Source organism: Streptomyces sp. NPDC052101 (assembly GCF_040680235.1).
Lineage (GTDB): Bacteria > Actinomycetota > Actinomycetes > Streptomycetales > Streptomycetaceae > Streptomyces.
Map to the genome: position 1 here is coordinate 19,157 of NZ_JBFAWH010000049.1, position 21,090 is coordinate 40,246.

Here is a 21,090-nt window from a genome sequence, read left to right on the forward strand (position 1 = left end):
CTTTGCTGCGCGCCGCACCGCCTACTTCCGGCACACGGGGGCGAGGACGTCGGGCAGTTCCGGCCGGCTCATGGCGAGCGCCGCCGCCATCGCGCGCGCTTTCACCATCGTCTCGGCGAACTCCTCGACCGGGTCGGACAGGGCGACGACGGCACCGCCCACGCCGTAGCTGACGGTCCCGGCCGTGGCCACGATGGTGCGGTTGACGACGCTGAGTTCGCAGCCGCCGCCGAGCGAGAACCAGCCGAGCGCCCCCGAGTACACGCCACGGGGGCCCTGTTCGAGTCGGTCGATGATCTCCATGGTGCGCAGCTTGGGCGCGCCGGTCATGGATCCGGGGGGAAAGGCCGCCCGTACGCAGTCGACCGCCGACAGCCCGTCGCGCAGGGTGCCGCGGACGGTGGAGACGAGATGGTGGACCTGGGGAAAGCTCTGGACCCCGCACAGCACCGGCACCTGGACCGAGCCGGGCCGGCAGACGACGTTGAGGTCGTTGCGGACGAGGTCCACGATCATCAGGTTCTCGGCCCGGTCCTTCTCGCTGCCCGCCAGGGAGTCCCGCAGCCGTGCGTCCTCCATCTTGGTTGCGCCGCGCGGACGGGTGCCCTTGATCGGTGCGGAGGTGACGGATCCGTCTGTGCCGACGGTCAGGAACTGCTCCGGAGAGGCGCTGAGCACGGCCACGCCCGGGAAGTCGAGCAGCGCCCCGTAGGGCACCGGGCTGACACGGCGCAGGCTGGAGTAGGTGCGCAGCGGATCGATGTCGGTCTCGGCGACCGCCGTGTTCGACAGGCAGATCTCGTAGGACTCGCCGTGGCGCAGCTCCTCCAGGCATGCGCCGACCATGGTGAGGTAGGCGTCCCTGCTGTGCCGCAGCTCGACCGGCGGGGCGGACCGGGGTTCGGGTTCCGGTTCCGGGCCGGTCCGGGGGCGTGGTGCGGTGCCGTTGTCCGGGCGGGGCGTTCGCGGCAGGGTGCGCAGCCGTTCGCCGACCGTGTCGAACCACGCGGTGACCTCCGCGTCGGTCTCGTGACGGCTGAGTCTGAGCAGGTGGCAGGTGTGCTCGGCGTGGTCGACGACCAGCGCCCGGTCGGCGAAGACCAGGGCCGCGTCGGGGGTCTCGGCGGTGTGCGTGGTGGGCGCGCCGAGGTCGGCCTTGAGTTCGTAGCCGAGGTAGCCGGCGTACCCGAGCCGGAACCCGAAGGGAAGGTCGGTGCCGTCGTCCACGAGGTGGCGGGCGCGCAGTTCGCTGTCGAGGTAGTCGAAGAAGGTGTTCCGGATCCGCCGCGTGGGCCGGCCCGTGCGCTCCACCTCGACGAGTTGCTCCGCGGCCCGGTAGGTGACGTACTCGCCGAGCGGACCGGCCCCGTCGCCCATGAGGGAGAAGCGTCCTCCCTGCCGGGCGCCGCCGCCGCTGTCCAGCCAGAAGCTGTGCGGGGCGGCGGCGAAGAGTTCGGTGTAGGCGGCTTCCGGGTCGGGCTCCCACGGCAGTCGGCGGACGTGCAGGTGGTAGGGCAGGCCGTGGTCCGTCGCCGGGTCGGCGGCGGCGCGGCCGCTGCGGCGGTGCCATGCGTGCGTGAGTTCACGGAAGTTGGCCAGCAGCTCGGGGCCGTACTGCGTGCTGACGGACTCCGGGTGGAACTGCACGCCCCACAGCGGCCGGGTGCGGTGGCGGGCCGCCATCAGCACGCCGTCCTCGGACCAGGCGAGCGGCTCGATCTCCGCGGGCAGCGAGGTGACGGCCAGCGAGTGGTAGCGCACCGCGCCGAAGGGCGAGGGCAGACCGGCGAAGAGGTCCCGGCCCGTGTGGCGGACCAGGGAGAGGCGGCCGTGCCGCGGCTCCGGCGCATGCCGTACCTCCGCGCCCAGGAGATGGCAGATGCCCTGGTGGCCCAGGCACACCCCGAGCAGTGGCAGGTCCCACTCCAGGATCGCCTGGGCGCCGATGCCGAAGTCCTGGTGCCGGTCGGGCCGGCCGGGGCCGGGAGAGATCACGACGTTGTCGAAGTCCCGGAGGTCGAGCACCGACCAGTCGGCGTCGTTGCGGATGACCGCCGGCTCCTGTCCGTTCACCTCGGTCAGCAGCTGACGGAGGTTGTGGGTGAAGGAGTCGTAGTTGTCGATGAGGAGCGTGCGTGTCACCGCTGCCTGGTCCTTCGTGCTCATCGCGCGTGCAGCAGGCGGGCCTGCTCGGTGACCGCCGTCAGGACGGTCAGGGCGTCGTGCAGCGCGCCGACGTCGTGGGTGCGGATGTAGTCGGCACCGTCGAGGGCCGCGCGGATCTCGGCGGCCAGGGTCGCGGGCCCGCTGTCGGCGATCTCACGGCCGGTCACGGACCGCAGGAACGACTTCCGCGAGGCCGAGATCATGACGGGCAGCCCGAACCGCTCCTTGAGCAGCCGGACTCCGCTGAGGACGGCGAACGACGTCTCGGGGTTGCTGCCGAGAAAGTAGCCGAGCCCCGGATCGACGACGAGCCGGTCCCGGGTGACCCCCGCGGCCTGCAGAGCGGTCAGGCGCTCGGTGAAGAACTCCAGGATCCCGTCCCAGACTTCGGCAGGGTCGGTCGGCACCCGGGTGGCGGGTCCCAGGCGCTGCACCGAGTGCATGACGACAAGCCGGCAGGGCGCCGCCGCCAGCTGCTCGTACATCTCCGGGTGGGGGAAGCCCTGGATGTCGTTGAGACAGGAGACCCCGCGGGAGAGGGCGAAGCGCTGTGTCTCGGGGAGGAAGGAGTCGACCGAGGACGGGATGTGCTCGGCGGCCAGGCGCTCCAGCACGGGCGTCAGACGGGCGCACTCCTCCTCGGCCGGTACGCGTGCGGAGTCCGGATTGCTCGCGGCGGGACCCAGCTCGACGATGTCGGCCCCCTGCGCCCGCAGCCGCAGCGCGTGCCGGACGGCCGCCTCGGCGTCCAGGTAGCGGCCGCCGTCGGAGAACGAGTCCGCCGTGATGTTGACGATGCCGACGAGCAGCGGTCCAGGGCGGTCGCTCGCCGGTACGGGCTCACCGGGGGCCAGAGGGGCCATGAGATTCTCCATCCTCCACAAACGGTTCGGCACAGCAAGATTACGCGCAGAACTAGCCCATGACGAAAGGTTCTTCGGCTATGGGTGCGGTCACTCGGCAATATCTTCCGAGTTGCGGGATTTCTCATCAGCCGTGCGGACTCCGCCTGCCTCCCAGCAGTCTGCTGCCCCTCCGGTGCGCCGTCTTCGGATCCAGGTCCAGCTCCCGACCGCACCGACCCGACCGGGAGTACAGGTCGAGCCCCGCCGCCGGGCGGAAGACAGTGCGCGGCGCGAGGCCGCAGACTCCTCGGCAATGGTGCGTCGGGCCCGGCCGTCGGAGACCCCGAACCGCCCTTCACCACCGCACGGCTGCCGAACTGACTGGGGGGAAACGTGTCGGGAACACTCGCGAGCGACATCCTCGCCGGGGCTCGGCTGCGCCCCGGCGCGGTGGCCCTGGCCGCGGCACCCGGCGAGGGCACGGATGTCAACTACGGCGAACTGGCGAGCCTGGCAGAGAGCGCCGCGCGCACCCTCGACGCCACGTGCGAAGCCGACCGCCCGCTGGCCCTGGTGGCCACCAAGTCACCCGTCTCGATCGCCCTGATCCTGGCCTGCCTGTCGGCCGCCCGTCCGCTGCTGCTGCTCTCCCCCGACCTCGGCGAGGCCACCGCGACCGAGCTGGTCCGGCGGGCCGGAGCCGGGGCGCTGGCCACGGTGGACGGTGACCGGCCGCTGTGGACGCCGCTGCCGGCGGCGCCGCAGACCCCCACGGCGGTGCCCCGGGACACCAGCCTGATCCTCACCACCTCCGGCTCGACCGGAGTCCCCAAACTCGTCCCGCTGACCGCCCGGGCACTCGACGCCTTCACCGCGTGGGCGGGCTCGTTCCTCGGCCTGGACGGCGACAGCCGGGTGCTCAACTACGCACCGCTCACCTTCGATCTGTGCCTGCTGGACATCTGGGCCACCCTGCGGCACGGCGGCCGGGTGCTCCCGGTCGACCCCGCGCGAGCCGCCGACCCCGGGTATCTGGCCCGCTGGGTGCGGGACGGGCGCCCGCACGTCGTCCAGGGGGTGCCGCTGCTGTTCCGGCTGCTCACCGAGGCCGGTGCGGACGTCCGCGGCGAGGACGTACGGCATGTGCTGCTGACCGGCGACCATGTGCCGCGGCCGGTGCGCCGGCAGCTGCCGCGGCTGTTCCCCCACGCCCGGGCGCACAACGTCTACGGCTGCACCGAGACCAACGACAGCATGCTCCACACGTTCGGCCCCGCCGAAGGGGACGATGCGGACGTGCTGCCGCTGGGCGAGCCGATCCCGGGCACCCGGGTCGCCGTGCTGGACGGGGAGGAGGAGGTCACCGGTCCGGGCAGCGGCGAACTGATCGTGTCGACGCCGTTCCAGACACCGGGATACCTCGCCGAGCCCGCCGGCTCCGAGCGGTTCCTGCAGCGGGACGGCCGCGCCTGGTACCGGACCGGTGACCTCGTCGAACGCGGTGCCGACGGCCGGCTCCGGCTGGTCGGCCGGACCGACTTCCAGGTCAAGGTGCGCGGCGTCCGGGTCAATGTGGAGGAGGTCGAGCGGGTCCTCGCCGGCCGTCCCGAGGTCGCCGAGGCGGCCGTCGTCGCGCTCCCCGATCCCGAGGCGGGCGTGGCCCTGCACGCCTTCGTCCGCCCCAGCGGCGAGGGGGTGGTGACCGGCCTGCAGCTGCGCACCCTCTGCGCCGCCCGGCTGAACCGGGTGGCGATCCCCAGCCGCTTCCATCTCGTCGCCGATCCGCTGCCCGTGGGGCCGACCGGAAAGGTGGACCGTCGCCGTCTTCAGGAGCACGTGACATGAGTCTGAACCGTGAGATCACCCAGCACATCGTGGACGAGTACCTGCCCGGCACTCCGTACGAGGAACTGGAGGACTCCTACGACCTGCTGCGCAACGGAGTGGTGTCCAGCCTGCAACTGCTCAGGCTCATCGCCTGGCTCGGCAGCCACTACGACATCCCCTTCGACGACCTCGACGTCACCCCGAACGACTTCCGTTCGGTGGCGGCGATCGTCGAACTGATCGACCGGCACCGCCAGTCCGCCGGTGCCTCATCCCTTCCAGCCAACTGATCCGACGACAACGGGGGCGAGCACATGTTCATACGTGACAAGAGCAGCATCGAACCGGTCGAGTGGGGCAACGGCCTCAGCTACCGCATGCTGGTGGAGAACGACCGGATGGGTTTCACCCTCTGCCACACCGTCGTGAAGGCCGGCACCAAGTCGAAGCTGGAGTACCGGCGCCATCTGGAGGCCTGTTACTGCATCTCCGGGTCCGGCCGGGTGGAGGCCGCCGACGGCAGCGCGGGCCAGGACGTCCGGCCCGGCGTGCTGTACGCGCTCGACCAGCACGACGCGCACTACCTGATCGCCGATCCGCACTGCGACATGGAACTGATCAGCGTCTTCAACCCGCCGCTGCGGGGCGACGAACGGCACAACCTCGACTCCACCGGCTTCTCCCACTACTGAGGAGACGGCGATGCGTTTCAGCGACGAACAGCGCGATCTGCGGCGCGCGATCCGCGAGGTGGCCCGGTCCGCCGGCCAGGGCCACATCGAGCGCGACCAGTCGGGCGCGTTCGACACGGACGGCTGGAAGCAGCTGAGCGACGTCGGCCTGTTCGGGCTGCCGTTCGCCACGGAGTGGGGCGGTCTGGGCAAGGACCTGATCACCACGGTCGCCGTCCTGGAGGAACTCGGGTACGGCTGCCACGACGCCGGCCTGAGCTTCTCCGCCACCACCCACATCGTGAGCACCGGCGTCCCGCTGCAGCGCTTCGGCTCGGCTCTGCTCAAGTCCCGCTATCTGCCCGGCATCTGTGCCGGCACCTCCATCGGCGCGCACGCCATCACGGAACCCGACGGCGGTTCGGACATGACGAGCATGCGCACGAGCGCCGTCCTGGACGGTGACGCCTTCGTGCTCAACGGCAGCAAGGCGTTCGTCAGCAACGCCCCGCTGGCCGACCTGATCGTGGTGTACGCCCGCACCGGCGAGCCCGGCGACATCGGCGGCCTGACGGCGTTCCTGGTACGCCGGGACAGCCCGGGCCTGACGGTCGGGCAGAGCGTCGGCAAACTGGGCCTGCGGACGTCACCGCTCGCCGAGGTGTTCCTGGAGGACGTCCGGGTGCCCCGCGACCATGTGATCGGCGGGGTCGGCGCGGGGTTCCTCGTCTTCGACCATGTGATGCAGTGGGAGATCCTCTGCGGTTTCGCCGTCACCACCGGGGAGATGCGCAGACGCCTGGAGCGGTGCGTCCAGTACGCCCGCAGCCGACGGCAGTTCGGCACCCACATCGGCTCCCACCAGGCCGTCTCCCACAAGCTCGTGGACCTGCGCATCGACGTGGAGACCGCCCGCAAATGGGTCCACGACACGGCGCTCAAGGCGCAGTCCCGCGAGGACGTGGCCGCCGACATCGCCACCACCAAGCTGATCGTCAGCGAGGGCAACGTGCGGTCGGCGCTGGCCGCGGTCCAGATCTTCGGCGGCTACGGCTACACGACCGAGTACGGCCTGGAGAAGGAGCTGAGGGACGCCGTGGGCGGCACGATCTACTCCGGCACCTCGGAGATCCAGCGCGAGCGCCTCGCCGTCCTGATGGGGCTCGACCGTCCCCTCACCCGCACCTGGAAGGCGCAGACATGACACCGGGCCTGGACACGCCGCTGCTGGCGCCGACCGAGTTCCTGGACCACACCTCACCCGCGGTCCGCGCGTTCGTCGCACAGGTGCTGCCCGCCGGGGACATCCCGGCCGGCGAGGGCGCCGACCCCGACGCCGCACGCGCCCGGCGCAACGCGGTCGCTCTCTACTACGCCGTCCGCGACACCATCCCGTACGAGGTCTACGGCGCCGACCTGACGCGCACCGGCCTGAGCGCGAGCGGAGTGCTCGGGCACGGCTTCGGCTTCTGTGTGCACAAGTCCATCCTGTACGCGGCCGCCGTGCGGTCGGTGGGCGTCCCCAGCCGGCTCTACTACGGGGACGTACGCAACCACCTCGCCTCCCCCCGGCTGCGCGAACTGGTCGGCGGGGACGTCTTCCGGTTCCACAGCCTCGCCGTGGTGCACCTCGGCGGCCGCTGGGTCAAGACCACCCCTGTGTTCAACAAGATGCTGTGCAAGCTCTACGGCATCAGGCCGCTCGAGTTCGACGGCCGCACCGACAGCCTCTACCACCCCTTCGACGAGCAGAACCGCCGCCACATGGAGTTCCTCCACGTCCACGGCGAGTTCGACGACGTCCCCTACGACCTCGTCTACGAGGGGATCAAGGCGGCGCATCCCAGGCTGTTCGCCGGCTCGCACACCACCACGTCCGGATCGCTGGCCGCCGAGGCGGCCGGACCGGCGGCGTAGAAAAGGACCCTCAGCATGGACAGGACGCGGTTCTCGCTCGGTGAGAACGATGCTCCGACGACGTGGTACAACCTGGCCGCGGACCTGCCCGGGCCCGCGCTCGCGCCGCCGCTCAACCCGCGGACCCATCAGCCGCTGACGCGCGCGGAGATGGCGCACACGATGCCCGAGCCGCTCATCGAGCAGGAGCTGAGCACCGAGCGCGAGATCGAGATCCCGGAAGAGGTCCGGGCGCTGTACGCGCTGTGGCGGCCGTCGCCGCTCTTCCGGGCCCGCCGGCTGGAGCGCGAACTGGGCACCCCGGCCCGCATCTACTACAAGTACGAGGGCGGTGCCCCGACCGGCAGCCACAAGCCGAACACCGCCGTCCCGCAGGCCTACTACAACAAGCTCGCCGGGAAGACCGGGCTGGTCACCGAGACCGGCGCCGGACAGTGGGGCAGCGCCACCGCACTGGCCGCCGCGTTCTTCGGGATGACCGCCAAGGTCTACATGGTGAAGGTGAGCTTCGAGCAGAAGCCCTACCGGCGGGCCCTGATGGAGACCTACGGCGCCGCGTGCGTGCCCAGCCCGAGCACGGAGACCGAGGTCGGCCGGAAGATCCTGGCCGACGACCCGGACTGCCCGGGCAGCCTGGGCATCGCCACCTCGGAGGCGCTGGAGGCCTTCGCCCAGGATCCCGCCCTGGGGTACGTCCTCGGCAGCGCGGCCAACCATGTCCTGCTGCACCAGACCGTCATCGGTCAGGAGGCGGTCCGGCAGATGGAGCTGGCCGAGGACTACCCGGACATCGTCATCGGCGCCTCCGGCGGCGGCAGCAACCTGGCCGGCCTGTCCTTCCCGTTCCTCGGCGAGCAGCTGCGCGGCGGCCGCCCGGTGCGCGTCGTCGCCGTGGAGCCCGCGGCCTGCCCGACCCTCACCCAGGGCACCATCGCCTACGACTACGCGGACACCGGCCGCCTGGGCCCGCTGTTCCGGATGCACACCCTGGGCCACGGGTTCGTGCCGCCCGCCGTGCACGCCGGGGGGCTGCGCGCCCACGGCATCGGTCCGCTGATCAGCCGCTGTGTGGAGGACGGGCTGATGGAGGCGGTGGCGGTGCCGCAGACCGCGTGCTTCGAGGCGGGCGTGCAGTTCGCCCGCAGCGAGGGCATCGTCCCGGCCCCGGAGTCCACGCACGCCGTCCGGGTCGCCGTCGACGAGGCCCTGCGCTGCCGCGAGGAGGGCACGGCCAGGACGATCCTGTTCGGCCTCTCCGGCCACGGCCACTTCGATCTCGCCGCCTACGACCGGTACTTCGCGGGCACGCTGGCCGACGACCGTCCGGACGAGGCGCTGCTGGCCCGCGCGGCCGACGGCATCCCGAAGGTGGCCGAGGGATGAGCACGGCCCGCACGGTCGCGGTGGTCGACGCCGACGGCATCGGCGCCCATCTGCCCGCGGCGCTGGCCCGCCAGGGCCTGGGCTGTGTCGTCGTACGCTCCGACACCCCGGACGCCGTCTTCGCCGACGGCGCGGGCGGGGCCGGGGCCGATGTCGTGCACACCGGTGACCTGCCGGCCACCGCGGCGGCGTTGCGCGAGCGCGGCGTGGACTTCGTCGTCGCGGGCACCGAGTCCGGAGTGCTGCTGGCCGACGCCCTCTCCGCCGTACTCGGAACTCCGGGCAACGGCATGTCGGTGCCGGCCGCCCGCCGCGACAAGTACGCGATGGTGCGGGCCGTGGCGGCGGCGGGACTGGCCACGGCGGCATCGCTCGTGACCGACTCGCCGCAGGAGCTGCGGGAGTGGGTGGGGCGCCACGGCCAGTGGCCGGTGGTGCTCAAGCCGCGGGCCAGCGCCGGCACGGACCAGGTCCACTTCTGCCACTCGGCCGAGCAGCTGGACGCGGCGTTCGCGGACATCAGCGCGGCCACCGACCGCTACGGCGCGCGCAACACGACGGTGCTCGCCCAGCAGTACCTGCACGGCGAGGAGTTCTTCGTGAACACCGTCAGCCGCGGGGGTGCCCACCATGTGGTGGAGGTCTGGCGCTATCACAAGGCCCTGGTCGCCGGCACCGTCCCGATGTACGACTACGAGGAGCCCGTGCCACCCGGCGAGCCGGCCGTGCGGCAGGTCACCGCGTACGCGCTGGCCGTGCTGGACGCGCTGGAGATCCGCAACGGGGCGGCGCACACCGAGGTCATGCTGACCGCCTCGGGACCGGTGCTGGTCGAGTGCGCGGCACGCCCCGGCGGCGCACACGCCCCGGAGGTGGTCTCGCGCTGTCTCGGAACCAACCAGATCGACCTGCTCGCCCGGGTGATCGCCCGGCCCGGTGACCTGACCGACGGCACCCTGCCGCAGTACCGGATCGGCACCCCGTTGCGCTATGTGTCGCTGATCAGCCACGTCGACGGGGTGATCCCCGACGCCGCGCGGCTGGCCCCGGTGCGTGCCCTGCCGTCCTTCACCGAGCTGGTGCTGACCGCGCCCGAGGGCGCGGCCGTGCGCCCCACCGTGGACCTGGGCAGCTCGCCCGGCTACGTCTACCTCAGCGCGCGGGACGCCGCCCAGGTCGAGGCCGACTACCGGCGGCTGCGCGAACTGGAACGCACGGGCCTGTACGAGGCACCGGTGTCCGCCGCGGCCGACGGCCGCTGACCAAAACCCAGCAATGACCGAGGAGTTGACCCGATGTCCGTAGAGACGATGTCCGTGGAGAACCTGGACGAGCTGGCCGCGTACCCCGCCGACTGGCAGCACACCGAGAAGCGCATCCACCCGGGCGAGCACCTGAGCCTGCCGGACGCCTGTCTGAAGTGGTACGACATCCGGGCGGTGGACCAGGAGGCCACGCCCGAGGTCACCGAGGAGGCGCGCGCGTTCCTGCGCACCGAGGCGGCCGAGGGCAGGCTGGAGTTCCGCAAGGAGTTCGGCTTCGTCCTGAACCACCGGTGCGGCGACAAGTACTTCATGATCGTGTGTGTCTGGCGCAACAAGAACGAGATGTGCCAGGCGATCTACGCCCGCGACGAGTCGGGCTACGCCCCGTACCAGGCCGCGCCGGGCACCTTGCGCGCCACCCAGGAGGTCGTCGAGCTGGACGCCACCTCCCATGAGCGCCGCGGCTGGTCCCGCTATCTGCAGTCCTCCCGTGACGCCGCCGCCAAGCAGGCCTATCTGGACGACGCCTGCACGGGGCAGCTCATCTGAGGGTTCTCCCCCGCCGGGCCGGCGGCTCGCCGTGCCCGCGGATCGTCGTCGTACCCACGAGAAGGAGCGGCCGTGACAGGTCCCGCACACCTGAGGCAGCGCACCGACGCGGGCTCGGGACGCAGGCTGGTCATCCTCGGCGTGGCCGCGAGTGACAGCCATGCCGTTGCCAACCACCTCATCGCGCACGGTCTGCGTGCGCACGGCTTCGACGTGGTGAACCTGGGGACGTGCACGCCGGTCGCGGAGTTCGCCCTGGCCTGCCGGGACCACCCGGAGGCGGAGGCGGTGCTCATCGGCAGCATGAACGGGCATGCCTACGAGGACCTCAGGGAGCTGCCCGCGGCCCGCGCGTCGGGAGCCATCCCGTGCCCGGTGGTCCTCGGCGGCAACCTGTCGGTGGGCAGCACGAAGGACGCGTCCACGGCCGAACGGCTGCTGGCGCTGGGCGTGGACCGCATCGTCACCGACCCCTCGCTGCTGCCGGCCGTCCTCGACGCACTGCGCGACGGCGCGGCCGGGCCGGCCCCGCACAACGGGCTGGGTGCCGCGTGAAGCGGGTCCTGCCCCTGGACGGCGCCCCGGCCGGGGCCCCCGCGCCGCCCTCGCTGCGGGAGTCGGCGGCGTACATCGGGCAGCTCGGCAAGCCCACCGTGGAGCAGGTGCTGCGGCAGGCGCACGGCTCCGGCCGGGTCGCGATCCAGCCACGCTGCGGCGTGGGCGGACATGGCGAGATGACGCGGCTGCTGACGACGCTGGAGGCGCAGGCGGGGCCCGATGTCCTCAGCGTCACGATCGACTCGCACACCCGGCTGCTGCGTTTCGGACAGGCCCGGCGCGCGCTGCTGGAGAACCCCGCGGACCTCAACGGGTACCCGCTGGTGACCCATGGCTGGCGGCGGGGCCGGGAGCTGAACGAGGCCGTGTCCGCGCCCCTGGAGGTGCGGCACGGCTCGCCGGACGCCCGGCTGCTGTTCGAGGCCGCCGTGGCCTCCGGCATCACCTCGTTCGAGGGCGGTGGCATCTCCTACAACCTGCCCTATTCCAAGGCGGTTCCGCTGGCCGAGTCGCTGGCGGCGTGGGAGGCGGTCGACCGCCGGTGCGGTGAGCTGGCGGATCTGGGCGTGATCGTCGACCGGGAGCTGTTCGGGACCCTGACCGCGGTTCTGGTCCCGCCGTCCATCAGCCTGGCCGTCAGCGTGCTGGAGGCCGTCCTCGCGGTGCGGGCGGGTGTCCGCTGTGTCTCGATCGCCTACCCGCAGGGCGGGCATCTGGTCCAGGACGTGGCGGCGCTGCGGGCGATTCCCGAGCTGGCGGCCCGATACCTGGGCTCGGACGTCCTGGTGCCGTCGGTGCTGCACGAGTTCATGGGCGTCTTCCCGCGACAGCGCGGCCACGCGGAGGATCTCATCTTCTACGGTGCGCTCGTGGCGCGGCTGGGCGGGGCGTGGAAGGTGATCACCAAGACCTATCAGGAAGCCGCGGGCATCCCGGAGACCGAGGCCAACGTCGAGGGGCTCCGGCTGGCCGAGCGGGCCAACTCCCCGCTGCTCGGCTTTGTGACGGTGGACGAGGAGCGGGTCGGCGCCGAGCGCGAGCGTGTCCTCGCCGAGGTCGACGAGCTGGTCGCGCCGGTGCTGGGCCGGGGCGGTGACCTGAAGGCGGCGATCGTCGAGGCGTTCGCCGAGGGACGACTGGACATCCCGTTCAGCGCGAGCCGGCACGCCCGCTCGGAGATCATTCCGGGCCGGGACCGGGAGGGCGCGATCAGATATCTGTCCGCCGGCTCGCTGCCCTTCTCGCGGCGCACCCTGCGGCACAACGACGAACTGCTGGACAGCCACAGCCGGGGGCCGATCGGGCAGATGCTCCAGGCCGTCACCGCCGACATCTACTACTTCCCCGACCTGTTCGGGGAGCCGCGGCCCTGACCCGGCACCCACCCGATCACGGATCAGCGAACATCCGCAGTGAGAAAGCGACATATCCCATGACGCCAGCCAAGCGCCTGCTTCTCGTGGGCGGTTCCGCCACCCATCTGTCCAAGGCCCGGGCCAGCGGTGCCGACATCGTCTGGATCCGGATGCCGGACGAGGTCGGCCCGGCCGACGCCGAACGCGGCATCGAGGTCGTCCGCGCCGACTACGCGGACGAGGAGACGCTGCGCCGTGTGGCGCTGGAGGCACACGCCGCCCGGCCGTTCGACGCCGTGGTGTCCCTGACCGAGCCCGGCCTCGATCCCGCGGCCCGGGTGAACGACCTGCTGGGCCTCGGCGGCACCGGCTACGAGGTCGCGCACCGGTTCACCGACAAGTTCCTGATGCGCCGTCGCCTCGTCGAGACGGCGGCGCCCGGCATCCGGATCGTCGCCTCGGCCCTGGTCGAGGACGAGGAGAGCCTGCGCCGGTTCGGGGCCGCGCACGGTTACCCGTTCATCGTGAAGCCGACCTGCGGCACGGCGAGTTTCGGCGTGCTGAAGGTGGACGGGGTGGATGAGACCGAAGCGGCCTGGCAGGAGATCGGCCGGCTGCGGGCCTCCGACCATCCGCTCGTCCACGCCTACGACCTGGGCGAGTTCATCATGGAGGAGTACATCGACGGCCCGCTGTGCAGCGCCGAGTCCTTCAGCTTCGCCGGACACCATGTGGTCGTGACGGTCACCGAGGCCATCACCGAGGACCGCAACCACGTGCACGTCGGACATGCCGTTCCGGCCCGGGTGAGCGCGGCCGTCGAGGCGGATGTGGTGCGGGTGACGGCGGCCTTCCTGGACGCGATGGGATACCGCGACGGAGCCTCGCACACCGAGTTCAAGCTGACCCCGCAGGGGCCGGTGATCATCGAGTCCCAGGCCCGGGTCGGCGGGGCGCTGCTCGGGGATCTCATGGAGACTGTCTACGGCGTGGACCTGCAGGAACTGGCCTTCAGCTGGCCGCTGGGCGGGGCGGAGGCGTTGCGGGAGCGGCCGACGCCGCACGGCGGCTGCGCCAGCTGGCTTATCGTGGCGCAGCCCGGGAAGGTGCGGGAGATCCGGGGGCTGGACGCGATACGGGCCAGGCAGGACACCGTGGGCGTCGACCTGTGGGTGGGTCCGGGCGATGTCGTCCGGTCCTTCGACGGCCAGTGGGACGGGCTCGGTCATGTGGCGAGCAGGGGCGACGACACCACGGATGCCATCGACCGCTGCCGGAGGTCCCTGGCCGAGCTTCACATCCTCACGGACTGACGCAGGGAGCCGTGCTCTGCAGAAGGCGGCGGTCCCGCGCGTAGACGATGGCCTGCGTGCGGTTCCGTACCCCGAGCTTGCGCAGCAGGTTGGAGACATGGAACTTGATCGTCCGCTCGCTGAGCACGAGGGTCTCCGCGACCTCCTGGTTCGACATGCCCTTGATGACGAGTTCGAATATCTCCTGCTCGCGCGCGGTCAGTGCGGCGAGCCGTTCCCGGGCGGGCATCGCCGGGCCGCGCACCCCGACGAGGTCGACGAGCCTGCGCGCGAGCGGCGGTGGCACCACGGCATGTCCTTCCGCGACCGCCCGGACCGCGGTGACCACCTCGGCCGGCGCGTCGTCGTTCAGCACCACTCCGTCGGCGCCTTCGCACAGATAGGTGAGCGCGGCGTCGAGCGCACCGGCGTCGGCGAGTATGACCACGCCCACCCGGCGGTCGGTGTTCTCGCGCAGGGCGCGCAGCACTTCCGCGGTGTCCCAGGCCGGATCGGCGTCGTCGAGCAGCAGCGTCTGGGGGCGCTTCGCGGCCACCACGTGGTTCAGCTGGAAGGGTGTGGTCGCCTCGGCGACTATCTTCACGCCTGGCGATTCCGCCATGACGGTGCGCAGGGCGACGCGCGTCAGTGCCCGGCTGGCCAGGACCGCCACCTTGATCTCGTCGTGGCGGGAAGGGTTTTCGTCCTCGGTCCGTCCGGAATGGGGCAGCGTTTTGTGCAAGAGCATGGAGTCCTGTCCTTGTCCCGTCTTGATCGTGTCCACGGGCGTGAGAATGGAGTTACAGATTCTGGATCGCATACGCTTTTTCGTGGAAAGCGGAATGCATCCGTAAACCCTGGCTCACCAGTGAAGTCTGAGTAAGAAGTCGCCGACAAGTCCCGGCAAGAGGGATGACGGATGGTCACAGCCGAACGGGGCCTCTTATGGCCCTTCGGATAACGATCAGCGACCCGTCACGGCGGTACCCCATGTCAACAAGCCCCCGTTGGTTGAATACTGAACAGCAGCACCTGACCAGCTTCGAAGCTACGTGGTCACCTGCGCGATTGTCCAGAACACTACTGGCCAAGAAACTGTGGAGTAACGCGACTCACAACCCCCCGCACGGACCCGGGAGTTGACTGATCAACTCGCCGGTGGATCCGGCCGACGCCGAGGCCGAGAATGTTCGTAGCTTTCCGAGCTTTCCGAGTTCGGCGATGTCCGAAAATAGACGGGCGTCCGGTGTGGTGCGCAATAAGGATCGCGCCGGGACAGCAGCGCGTGGCGACGCATCTTAACCGACTGCCGCACGCGCCGGAACGGCCCCACGGACAGGTTCGAAAACCCGTCGTCGGACGGAAGGCGCGCGCACCCGACGTGGACAAGGGTGAAGTCCTGTCGAAACCACACGGGGGTCGGGAAGTGCCGCGTACACCGAGCAGGGTCACCCGCACATCGCTCACACTGGACGGCGGGTCACTCACCCCCGCACAAGTGGCGGTGACCGCCCGCGGCAACGCCGGCACCGCGCGGGCGCACCTCGCCGACCATGCCGCCGAGCGCATGCGGGCCTCCGTCGCCCTGAAGGACTCGCTGCTCGCGCAGGACATCCCGATCTACGGCGTGACCACCGGCTTCGGCGACAGCTGCATCCGGCAGATCTCCGGGGACAAGGCGCACGACCTGCAGCGCAACCTCGTGCTGTACCACCTCAACGGGGTGGGCCCGGCGGCGGCCGAGGACGTCGCGCGGGCCACCCTGCTGATCCGCGCGAACGCCCTGTCCCGCGGGCCGTCGGCGGTCCGCCCCGAGGTGGTGCGCACCCTCCTGGACTGCCTGGCCGCGGACATCCTGCCGATGATCCCCGAACGGGGCTCGCTGGGCGCCAGCGGTGACCTGGTCCCGCTGTGCTATGTGGCCGCCACGCTGATCGGCGAGGGCGAGGTCACGCACCGGGGCACGGTCCGCCCGGCGCTGGACGCGCTGCTCGACGCGCGCATCCAGCCGCTGGCGCTGGCCCCGAAGGAGGGCATCGCCCTCATCAACGGCACGTCCTTCACCGCCGCCTTCGGGGTGCTGGCCGCCTGGGACGCACGCGAACTGGCCTTCGTCGCCGACCTGGCCACCGCCATGACCCTGGAGGCGCTGCGCGGCAACGTCTCGGCGATGCACCCGTTCGTGCACGAGAACAAGCCGCATCCCGGCCAGGTGGAGAGCGCCCGCACGATCCGCGCGCTGCTGGCCGGCTCCGGTCTGGCGACGTCGTTCGAGGACATCCTGGTACGCCGCGAACGGCTGGACGGGCGCGGCTATCTGCAGCTGGGCGACCGGATCCAGGACACGTACTCGGTGCGCTGCGCCCCGCACATCACCGGCATCGTGCGCGACATGCTCGACTGGGTGGAGCGCTGGCTGGAGGTCGAGATCAACTCCTCCAGCGACAACCCGCTCTTCGACGCCGAGGAGTCCCGGCTGCACCTGGGCGGCAACTTCTACGCGGGGCACGTCGGCCACGCCATGGACAGCCTCAAGGTCTCGGTGGCCGGCCTCGCCGATCTGATGGACCGTCAACTCGCCCTGATCGTGGACGAGAAGTTCAACGGCGGGCTGCCGCCCAACCTGATCGTCCCGCGTACGGCGGACGACCCGCAGGCCGGACTGCACCACGGGTTCAAGGGGATGCAGATCGCGGCCTCGGCGGTCACCGCGGAGGCACTCAAGCAGACCGGGCCCGCCTCCGTCTTCTCCCGTTCCACGGAGGCACACAACCAGGACAAGGTCAGCATGGGCACCATCGCCGCCCGTGACGCGCGCACCGTCAACGCCCTGGTGCGCGAGGTGGCGGCCATCCATCTGCTGGCGCTCGCGCAGGCGGTGGAGCTGCGCGGCATCGAGCACTGCGCACCGGCCACCCGGGCGGTGCACGCGCTGCTGCGCGAACACTCCGAGTTCGTCGTACGCGACCGCCGGCTCGACGGCGACATCGCGGCGGTGATCGGGCTGATCGAGAGCGGGGCCCTGCGGCGCGCCGCCGGACTCGCCGACACCGACTTCATCACAGGCAGGGGGCTGGCAGATGCTGTTGCTGCGTGATCACGCGCAGAACACCGCGGTCGGAAAGCTCGTCGAGGAGCACACCCGGCTGGTCCGGGCGACACACGCGGGCGAGGCGGACCTCACCGCGGTACACGCGGCCAAGCTCGCGCAGGCGCTCGGGCAGGCCGCGCGGAGCAGCCTGTACCGGCACACCGTCGACGACACGCTGCGGACCGGCTGGCCGACCGCCGGGACGCTCGACGCGCACGAGGTGCTGGACGAGCTGTTCCCCCGGCTGCCGCTGCTCGGCAAGGGCGAGCTGGCCCAGTACGGCGAGGAGGCCTTCACCCGGCCGCTCGCCGACTTCCTGCACTACTACGAGTCCTCCGGCACCACCGGCAACCCCGTCGCCGCGCCCAAGGCCGTGGACGACCTCGTGATCAACACGATCAACATCGGTGAGCTGTGGGCGCAGATCCTGCGGCCGCGCGATGTCGCGCTGATCCTGATCAACGCTCCGTTCGCGCCGGCCGCCTACCAGTTCGAGAAGGTCCTGGAGTACATCGGTGTGATGTCCTTCCGGCCCTGGGTGGACAACATCACCGGCGACTACGGCAGGGTGCTGCGGCTGATCGAGTCGCTGCACGCCAACGTGTTCGTGGGTCCCCCCTCCCGGCTGCTGGAAATGATCCAGTTCGCCCACCGCAACAAGCTCCCGGCGCCGCGCTTCGACCGCCTGCTGCTCATGGCGGAACAGACGGGACCGAGTTTCGTACGACACCTGGAGCGGCTGACCGGCGGCACCGCGTACGTCTGCTCCTACGGCTCCTCGGAGACGGGCACGACGGCCGTCACCTGCCGGGAACGCAATCTGCATCTGCAGACGCAGAGTTACCTGCTGGAACTCCACGACGAGTCCGGTACGCGACCCGTCGACGGCACCGTCGCCCGCGGCGAGCTGGTGGTGACCACCCTGGACCTGCCGGCCCGGCCGCTGCTGCGCTACCGCACCGGCGATCGCGTCGAGATCGTCGGCGAACCGTGTCCGTGCGGCGTGCGCACCCCGGTGCTGCGCACCCTCGGCCGGGAACAGGACGTCGTGACGCTCTCCGGCAACGGGGTGCGGCAGAACGACCTGGAGGCCGCGCTGTGGTCCACGGAGCTGCCCGAGCACACCGTCTTCAACTACATGCTGGTGGTGCGCGACCGCGGTGTGGTGCTGCTGGTGACCACGGACGGCCGGCCGCAGGAGAGCTGGACCGCGGTGGTGGCCGAGCGGCTCGCACCGCTGTTCCCGGGGCTCGCGGTGTCCGTGCGCCCGGTGGAGACGCTGCCGCCGCTCGCATCCCTGGGCCAGTACCTGGGCTGGAAGCTGTCCCGGGTCCTCGACCTGAACGACGAGCGCAACTGGTCGCGGCTGCCCGAGCCGATCAACACCGTGGTGGCCGAGTCGCTCCGCCAGCTGGAAGCGGACCCGGACCCGGCGGAAGGAGCCGTGTGATGTGCGGCATCACCGGATGGATCGACCACACCCGCGATCTGTCGGGCCAGGGCCCGCTGCTCACGGCGATGGCCGGCACGATGGCCTGCCGGGGCCCGGACGGCGCCGGCGTCTGGCTGTCCCGGCACGCCGCGCTGGGCCACCGGCGGCTCGCCCTGATCGACCTCGAGGGCGGCACGCAGCCCATGACCGCCCTGCCGCCGGGACAGGACGCCGACGGCACGCCACCGGCCGTGCTGCTCTTCAGCGGTGAGGTCTACAACCACGGTGAGCTGCGCGGCGAACTGGCCCGGCGCGGACACGCGTTCCGCGGCCGGTCCGACACCGAGGTGGTGCTGCGGGCGTACCTCGAATGGGGCGAGCGGGCCTTCGACCGCCTCGTCGGCATGTATGCCTTCGCCCTGTGGGACACCCGCACCGAGACCCTGCTGCTGGTGCGTGACCGGCTCGGGATCAAGCCCCTGTACTGGACCCGGCGGGGCGAGGGCGTGCTCTTCGGCTCCGAGCCGAAGGCGGTCCTGGCCCATCCCGACTTCCCCGCCGAGGTGGCCGCAGAGGGGCTCGCGGCGCTGTTCACGGTGGCGATCAAACCCCCGGGTGCCGGTGTCTACCGCGACCTGCACGAGGTACGGCCCGGCCATGTGGTCCGGGTGGACCGGACGGGCGTGCACCACCGGCGGTACTGGGAGCTGACCAGCGCCCCGCACACCGACGACCTGCCGACCACGATCGCCGAGGTACGGCGGCTGCTGGCGGACGCGGTCGGTATGCAGCTGGAGTCCGATGTGCCGCTGGTCGCGCTGCTGTCCGGCGGCATCGACTCCAGCGCCCTCGTCGGACTCGCCGCGCGGAGCCTGGCCAAGGACGGCGCCGGCAGACTCGCCACGTACGCACTGGACTTCGTCGGCAGCGAGACCGACTTCAAGGCCGACGCGCTGCACGTCAGCCGGGACGCCCCCTTCGTCCGGGCGGTCGCCGACCATGTGGGCACCGATCACACCGACGTCACCGTCGAGACGCCGTCCCTGGTGGGTGAGTTGGGGCCGGCGCTGCGCGCCCGGGACATGCCGGGCGTCGGCGACCTCGACGTGTCCCTGCTGATGCTGTTCCGCGAGGTGCGCAAGCACGCCGCCGTGGCCCTGTCCGGGGAGGGCGCCGACGACTTCTTCGGCGGGTATCCCTGGTTCCTCGCCGAGGCGGAGCGGCCCACCGACAACTTCCCCTGGTCGGCCGGGGTGAAGGACCGCAACTCCCAGCTCTCCCCGCAGCTGCGCGAGGCGCTGGACCTGGACGCCTATGTGGCCGACGCGTACGCCGGAGCGCTCGCCGAAGTGCCCCGGCTCGACGGCGAGAGCGGCGTGGACCGGCGGCTGCGGGAGGTCTTCCACCTCCAGATCACCCGCTTCCTGCCCTTCCTGCTGGACCGCAAGGACCGGATGAGTATGGCGAACGGCCTGGAGGTACGCGTTCCGTTCTGCGACCACCGGCTCGTCGAGTACCTGTGGAACGTCCCCTGGCACTTCAAGCGGACCGGCGGACAGGAGAAGGGCCTGCTGCGCGAGGCGGTGGCGGATCTGCTGCCGGAACAGGTGGTGCGCCGGCCCAAGAGCGGCTTCCCGTTCGGCCACAGCCCCGCCTACCTGGAGGCGGTCCGCCAGGCCGTGCGGACCATCATCGACGACCCGGCCGCGCCGGTGCTCGACCTGGTGAACGTCCCCGCGGTCCGGGCCATGGTCGACAGCGACGCCTGGTTCAGCGGCGACTTCACGCCACCGCCCTGGCTGCCCCGTCTCATCCAACTCGACCTGTGGCTGCGGGAGTACGGCGTCCGAGTCGTACTGTGACCACCCAACCGGGAACCTGGAAGGAAACACCCTCGATGGCACAGCTGCACATCGAACAGTGGGGCAGCGGTGAGCGGACCGCCGTACTGGTGCACGGGATCACCGCCGACTCCCGGAGCTGGTGGCGTACGGCACCGGAACTGGTCCGGCAGGGCTACCGCGTGGTCGCGGTGGACCTGCCGGGGCACGGCCGCAGCCCGCGCTCGGACGACTACTCCCTGCCGGCCATGACGGACGCGATCGCCGAGGCGCTGCCCGAACGGCCCGCACTGGCCCTCGGGCACTCCCTGGGCGCCCTGCTGCTGGCCGGGATGCTGCCCCGGCTGCGGCCCGAGCGGGTGGTCCATGTGGACCCGGCGTGGGCGGCGCCGCCGGACGAGGCGACGGCCAAGGCGTACGCCGATGCGCTGCGCGCCCAGAAGGACTGGGGCCTGGAGGAGATCCGCGGCTCGCTGCCGCGCTGGGAGGCGCGGGCCCAGGAGCAGAAGTTCACCGCGCTGCAGTGCTGGGACCCGGCGACGCTCGACGCGTTCGACGGGTTCGGCGGCTACGACCCGCCGGCGCCCGAGGAGCCCACGCTGATCGTCCTCGCCGACCCGAGCTTCAACATCCCGCCGCAGCGGGCCGATCGGCTGCGCGAGCGGGGCTTCGCCGTGCGGACGGTGCCGGACACCGGGCACGTGGTCTACAACGACGACTTCGACGGCTTCTGGGCCGTGCTCAAGGAGTGGCTCTGACGGCCGGGGCCGGCTGACGCGGAACGGAAGAGGGGCACCGGACGATGTCGAACTCGATCAGGACGGTGCGCTCGGCGATTCCGGCGTCGTGGGCGACGACCCGACCGCCGAGGGCGAGCCTCCGCCCGCCCCCGGCCTGA

General features: G+C 71.3%; 18 protein-coding genes and 1 pseudogene. 15 read left to right on the plus strand and 4 right to left on the minus strand.

All coding sequences use genetic code 11. The features are described from left to right. Positions 1-21: 21 nt before the first annotated feature. The gene (gene pabB, locus AB0L75_RS40170) at positions 22-2,142 is read right to left on the minus strand and encodes an aminodeoxychorismate synthase component I (RefSeq protein ID WP_365191230.1); all 2,121 of its coding nucleotides are present in this window, start codon (positions 2,140-2,142) and stop codon (positions 22-24) included. A 20-nt stretch (positions 2,143-2,162) separates the two neighbouring features. Beyond that, positions 2,163-3,029 (minus strand): dihydropteroate synthase, encoded by an 867-nt coding sequence (gene folP / locus AB0L75_RS40175; RefSeq protein ID WP_365191231.1) that lies wholly within the window; start codon positions 3,027-3,029, stop codon positions 2,163-2,165. Positions 3,030-3,404: 375 nt separating this feature from the next. Between folP and AB0L75_RS40180 the strand changes: the two genes are divergently transcribed. The 11 genes from AB0L75_RS40180 (at position 3,405) to AB0L75_RS40230 (ending at position 13,849) form a co-directional block, all read left to right on the plus strand. After that, positions 3,405-4,856: an AMP-binding protein gene (locus AB0L75_RS40180; protein WP_365191232.1), complete on the plus strand. Its 1,452-nt coding sequence runs from the start codon at positions 3,405-3,407 to the stop codon at positions 4,854-4,856. Continuing rightward, entirely contained in the window at positions 4,853-5,128 is a 276-nt protein-coding gene (locus AB0L75_RS40185; RefSeq protein ID WP_365191233.1) for an acyl carrier protein, read from the plus strand. The genes AB0L75_RS40180 and AB0L75_RS40185 overlap by 4 nt, the downstream gene beginning before the upstream one ends. A gap of 24 nt (positions 5,129-5,152) precedes the next feature. Next, positions 5,153-5,530, plus strand: a complete 378-nt coding sequence (locus AB0L75_RS40190; RefSeq protein WP_365191234.1) for an ectoine synthase — start codon at positions 5,153-5,155, stop codon at positions 5,528-5,530. Between the two features lie 10 nt (positions 5,531-5,540). Beyond that, complete coding sequence (locus AB0L75_RS40195; protein ID WP_365191235.1) at positions 5,541-6,713, plus strand: acyl-CoA dehydrogenase family protein; 1,173 nt, start codon at positions 5,541-5,543, stop codon at positions 6,711-6,713. Next, a complete protein-coding gene (locus AB0L75_RS40200; RefSeq protein ID WP_365191236.1) occupies positions 6,710-7,426 on the plus strand; it encodes a transglutaminase family protein in 717 nt (238 codons plus the stop codon). Before AB0L75_RS40195 ends, AB0L75_RS40200 begins: the two co-directional genes overlap by 4 nt. A 15-nt stretch (positions 7,427-7,441) precedes the next feature. Continuing rightward, positions 7,442-8,809, plus strand: a complete 1,368-nt coding sequence (locus tag AB0L75_RS40205) for a TrpB-like pyridoxal phosphate-dependent enzyme (RefSeq protein WP_365191237.1) — start codon at positions 7,442-7,444, stop codon at positions 8,807-8,809. Continuing rightward, positions 8,806-10,071, plus strand: a complete 1,266-nt coding sequence (locus tag AB0L75_RS40210; RefSeq protein ID WP_365191238.1) for an ATP-grasp domain-containing protein — start codon at positions 8,806-8,808, stop codon at positions 10,069-10,071. The genes AB0L75_RS40205 and AB0L75_RS40210 overlap by 4 nt, the downstream gene beginning before the upstream one ends. Positions 10,072-10,104: 33 nt before the next feature. Further along, complete coding sequence (locus AB0L75_RS40215; protein WP_365191239.1) at positions 10,105-10,623, plus strand: hypothetical protein; 519 nt, start codon at positions 10,105-10,107, stop codon at positions 10,621-10,623. A gap of 72 nt (positions 10,624-10,695) precedes the next feature. Then, the gene (locus AB0L75_RS40220; protein WP_365191240.1) at positions 10,696-11,178 is read left to right on the plus strand and encodes a cobalamin-dependent protein; all 483 of its coding nucleotides are present in this window, start codon (positions 10,696-10,698) and stop codon (positions 11,176-11,178) included. Further along, entirely contained in the window at positions 11,175-12,554 is a 1,380-nt protein-coding gene (locus AB0L75_RS40225; protein WP_365191241.1) for a methylaspartate mutase, read from the plus strand. The genes AB0L75_RS40220 and AB0L75_RS40225 overlap by 4 nt, the downstream gene beginning before the upstream one ends. Positions 12,555-12,613: 59 nt before the next feature. Further along, the gene (locus AB0L75_RS40230) at positions 12,614-13,849 is read left to right on the plus strand and encodes an ATP-grasp domain-containing protein (protein ID WP_365191242.1); all 1,236 of its coding nucleotides are present in this window, start codon (positions 12,614-12,616) and stop codon (positions 13,847-13,849) included. On the opposite strand, the gene AB0L75_RS40235 is transcribed toward AB0L75_RS40230, so the two are convergent. Next, positions 13,839-14,576, minus strand: coding sequence for a response regulator transcription factor (locus AB0L75_RS40235; protein ID WP_365191243.1), 738 nt, complete (start codon positions 14,574-14,576; stop codon positions 13,839-13,841). The two genes, AB0L75_RS40230 and AB0L75_RS40235, sit on opposite strands and share 11 nt — an antisense overlap. A 438-nt stretch (positions 14,577-15,014) precedes the next feature. On the opposite strand from AB0L75_RS40235, the gene AB0L75_RS40240 reads away from it, so the two are divergent. From AB0L75_RS40240 to AB0L75_RS40255, 4 genes are read left to right on the plus strand one after another with little or no spacing between them, the layout of a single operon-like run. Then, entirely contained in the window at positions 15,015-16,925 is a 1,911-nt protein-coding gene (locus AB0L75_RS40240) for an aromatic amino acid ammonia-lyase (RefSeq protein ID WP_365191244.1), read from the plus strand. Beyond that, a complete protein-coding gene (locus AB0L75_RS40245; protein ID WP_365191245.1) occupies positions 16,909-18,369 on the plus strand; it encodes an AMP-binding protein in 1,461 nt (486 codons plus the stop codon). Before AB0L75_RS40240 ends, AB0L75_RS40245 begins: the two co-directional genes overlap by 17 nt. Next, on the plus strand, positions 18,369-20,213 hold the full coding sequence (asnB, locus tag AB0L75_RS40250) for an asparagine synthase (glutamine-hydrolyzing) (RefSeq protein ID WP_365191246.1): 1,845 nt from the start codon (positions 18,369-18,371) through the stop codon (positions 20,211-20,213). Before AB0L75_RS40245 ends, asnB begins: the two co-directional genes overlap by 1 nt. A gap of 35 nt (positions 20,214-20,248) precedes the next feature. Further along, positions 20,249-20,950, plus strand: coding sequence for an alpha/beta hydrolase (locus tag AB0L75_RS40255; protein ID WP_365191247.1), 702 nt, complete (start codon positions 20,249-20,251; stop codon positions 20,948-20,950). Between the two features lie 46 nt (positions 20,951-20,996). Here AB0L75_RS40255 and AB0L75_RS40260 read toward each other — a convergent pair. Next, a pseudogene (locus AB0L75_RS40260) lies at positions 20,997-21,090 on the minus strand (DUF1330 domain-containing protein); the annotation flags it as partial.

Coding starts and splice junctions, on each gene's coding strand:
- folP (WP_365191231.1), bottom strand. CDS start 3,029: ATGGCCCCTCTGGCCCCCGGTGAGCCCGTACCGGCGAGCGACCGCCCT.
- AB0L75_RS40185 (WP_365191233.1), top strand. CDS start 4,853: ATGAGTCTGAACCGTGAGATCACCCAGCACATCGTGGACGAGTACCTG.
- AB0L75_RS40190 (WP_365191234.1), top strand. CDS start 5,153: ATGTTCATACGTGACAAGAGCAGCATCGAACCGGTCGAGTGGGGCAAC.
- AB0L75_RS40195 (WP_365191235.1), top strand. CDS start 5,541: ATGCGTTTCAGCGACGAACAGCGCGATCTGCGGCGCGCGATCCGCGAG.
- AB0L75_RS40200 (WP_365191236.1), top strand. CDS start 6,710: ATGACACCGGGCCTGGACACGCCGCTGCTGGCGCCGACCGAGTTCCTG.
- AB0L75_RS40205 (WP_365191237.1), top strand. CDS start 7,442: ATGGACAGGACGCGGTTCTCGCTCGGTGAGAACGATGCTCCGACGACG.
- AB0L75_RS40210 (WP_365191238.1), top strand. CDS start 8,806: ATGAGCACGGCCCGCACGGTCGCGGTGGTCGACGCCGACGGCATCGGC.
- AB0L75_RS40215 (WP_365191239.1), top strand. CDS start 10,105: ATGTCCGTAGAGACGATGTCCGTGGAGAACCTGGACGAGCTGGCCGCG.
- AB0L75_RS40230 (WP_365191242.1), top strand. CDS start 12,614: ATGACGCCAGCCAAGCGCCTGCTTCTCGTGGGCGGTTCCGCCACCCAT.
- AB0L75_RS40235 (WP_365191243.1), bottom strand. CDS start 14,576: ATGCTCTTGCACAAAACGCTGCCCCATTCCGGACGGACCGAGGACGAA.
- AB0L75_RS40240 (WP_365191244.1), top strand. CDS start 15,015: ATGTTCGTAGCTTTCCGAGCTTTCCGAGTTCGGCGATGTCCGAAAATA.
- AB0L75_RS40245 (WP_365191245.1), top strand. CDS start 16,909: ATGCTGTTGCTGCGTGATCACGCGCAGAACACCGCGGTCGGAAAGCTC.
- asnB (WP_365191246.1), top strand. CDS start 18,369: ATGTGCGGCATCACCGGATGGATCGACCACACCCGCGATCTGTCGGGC.
- AB0L75_RS40255 (WP_365191247.1), top strand. CDS start 20,249: ATGGCACAGCTGCACATCGAACAGTGGGGCAGCGGTGAGCGGACCGCC.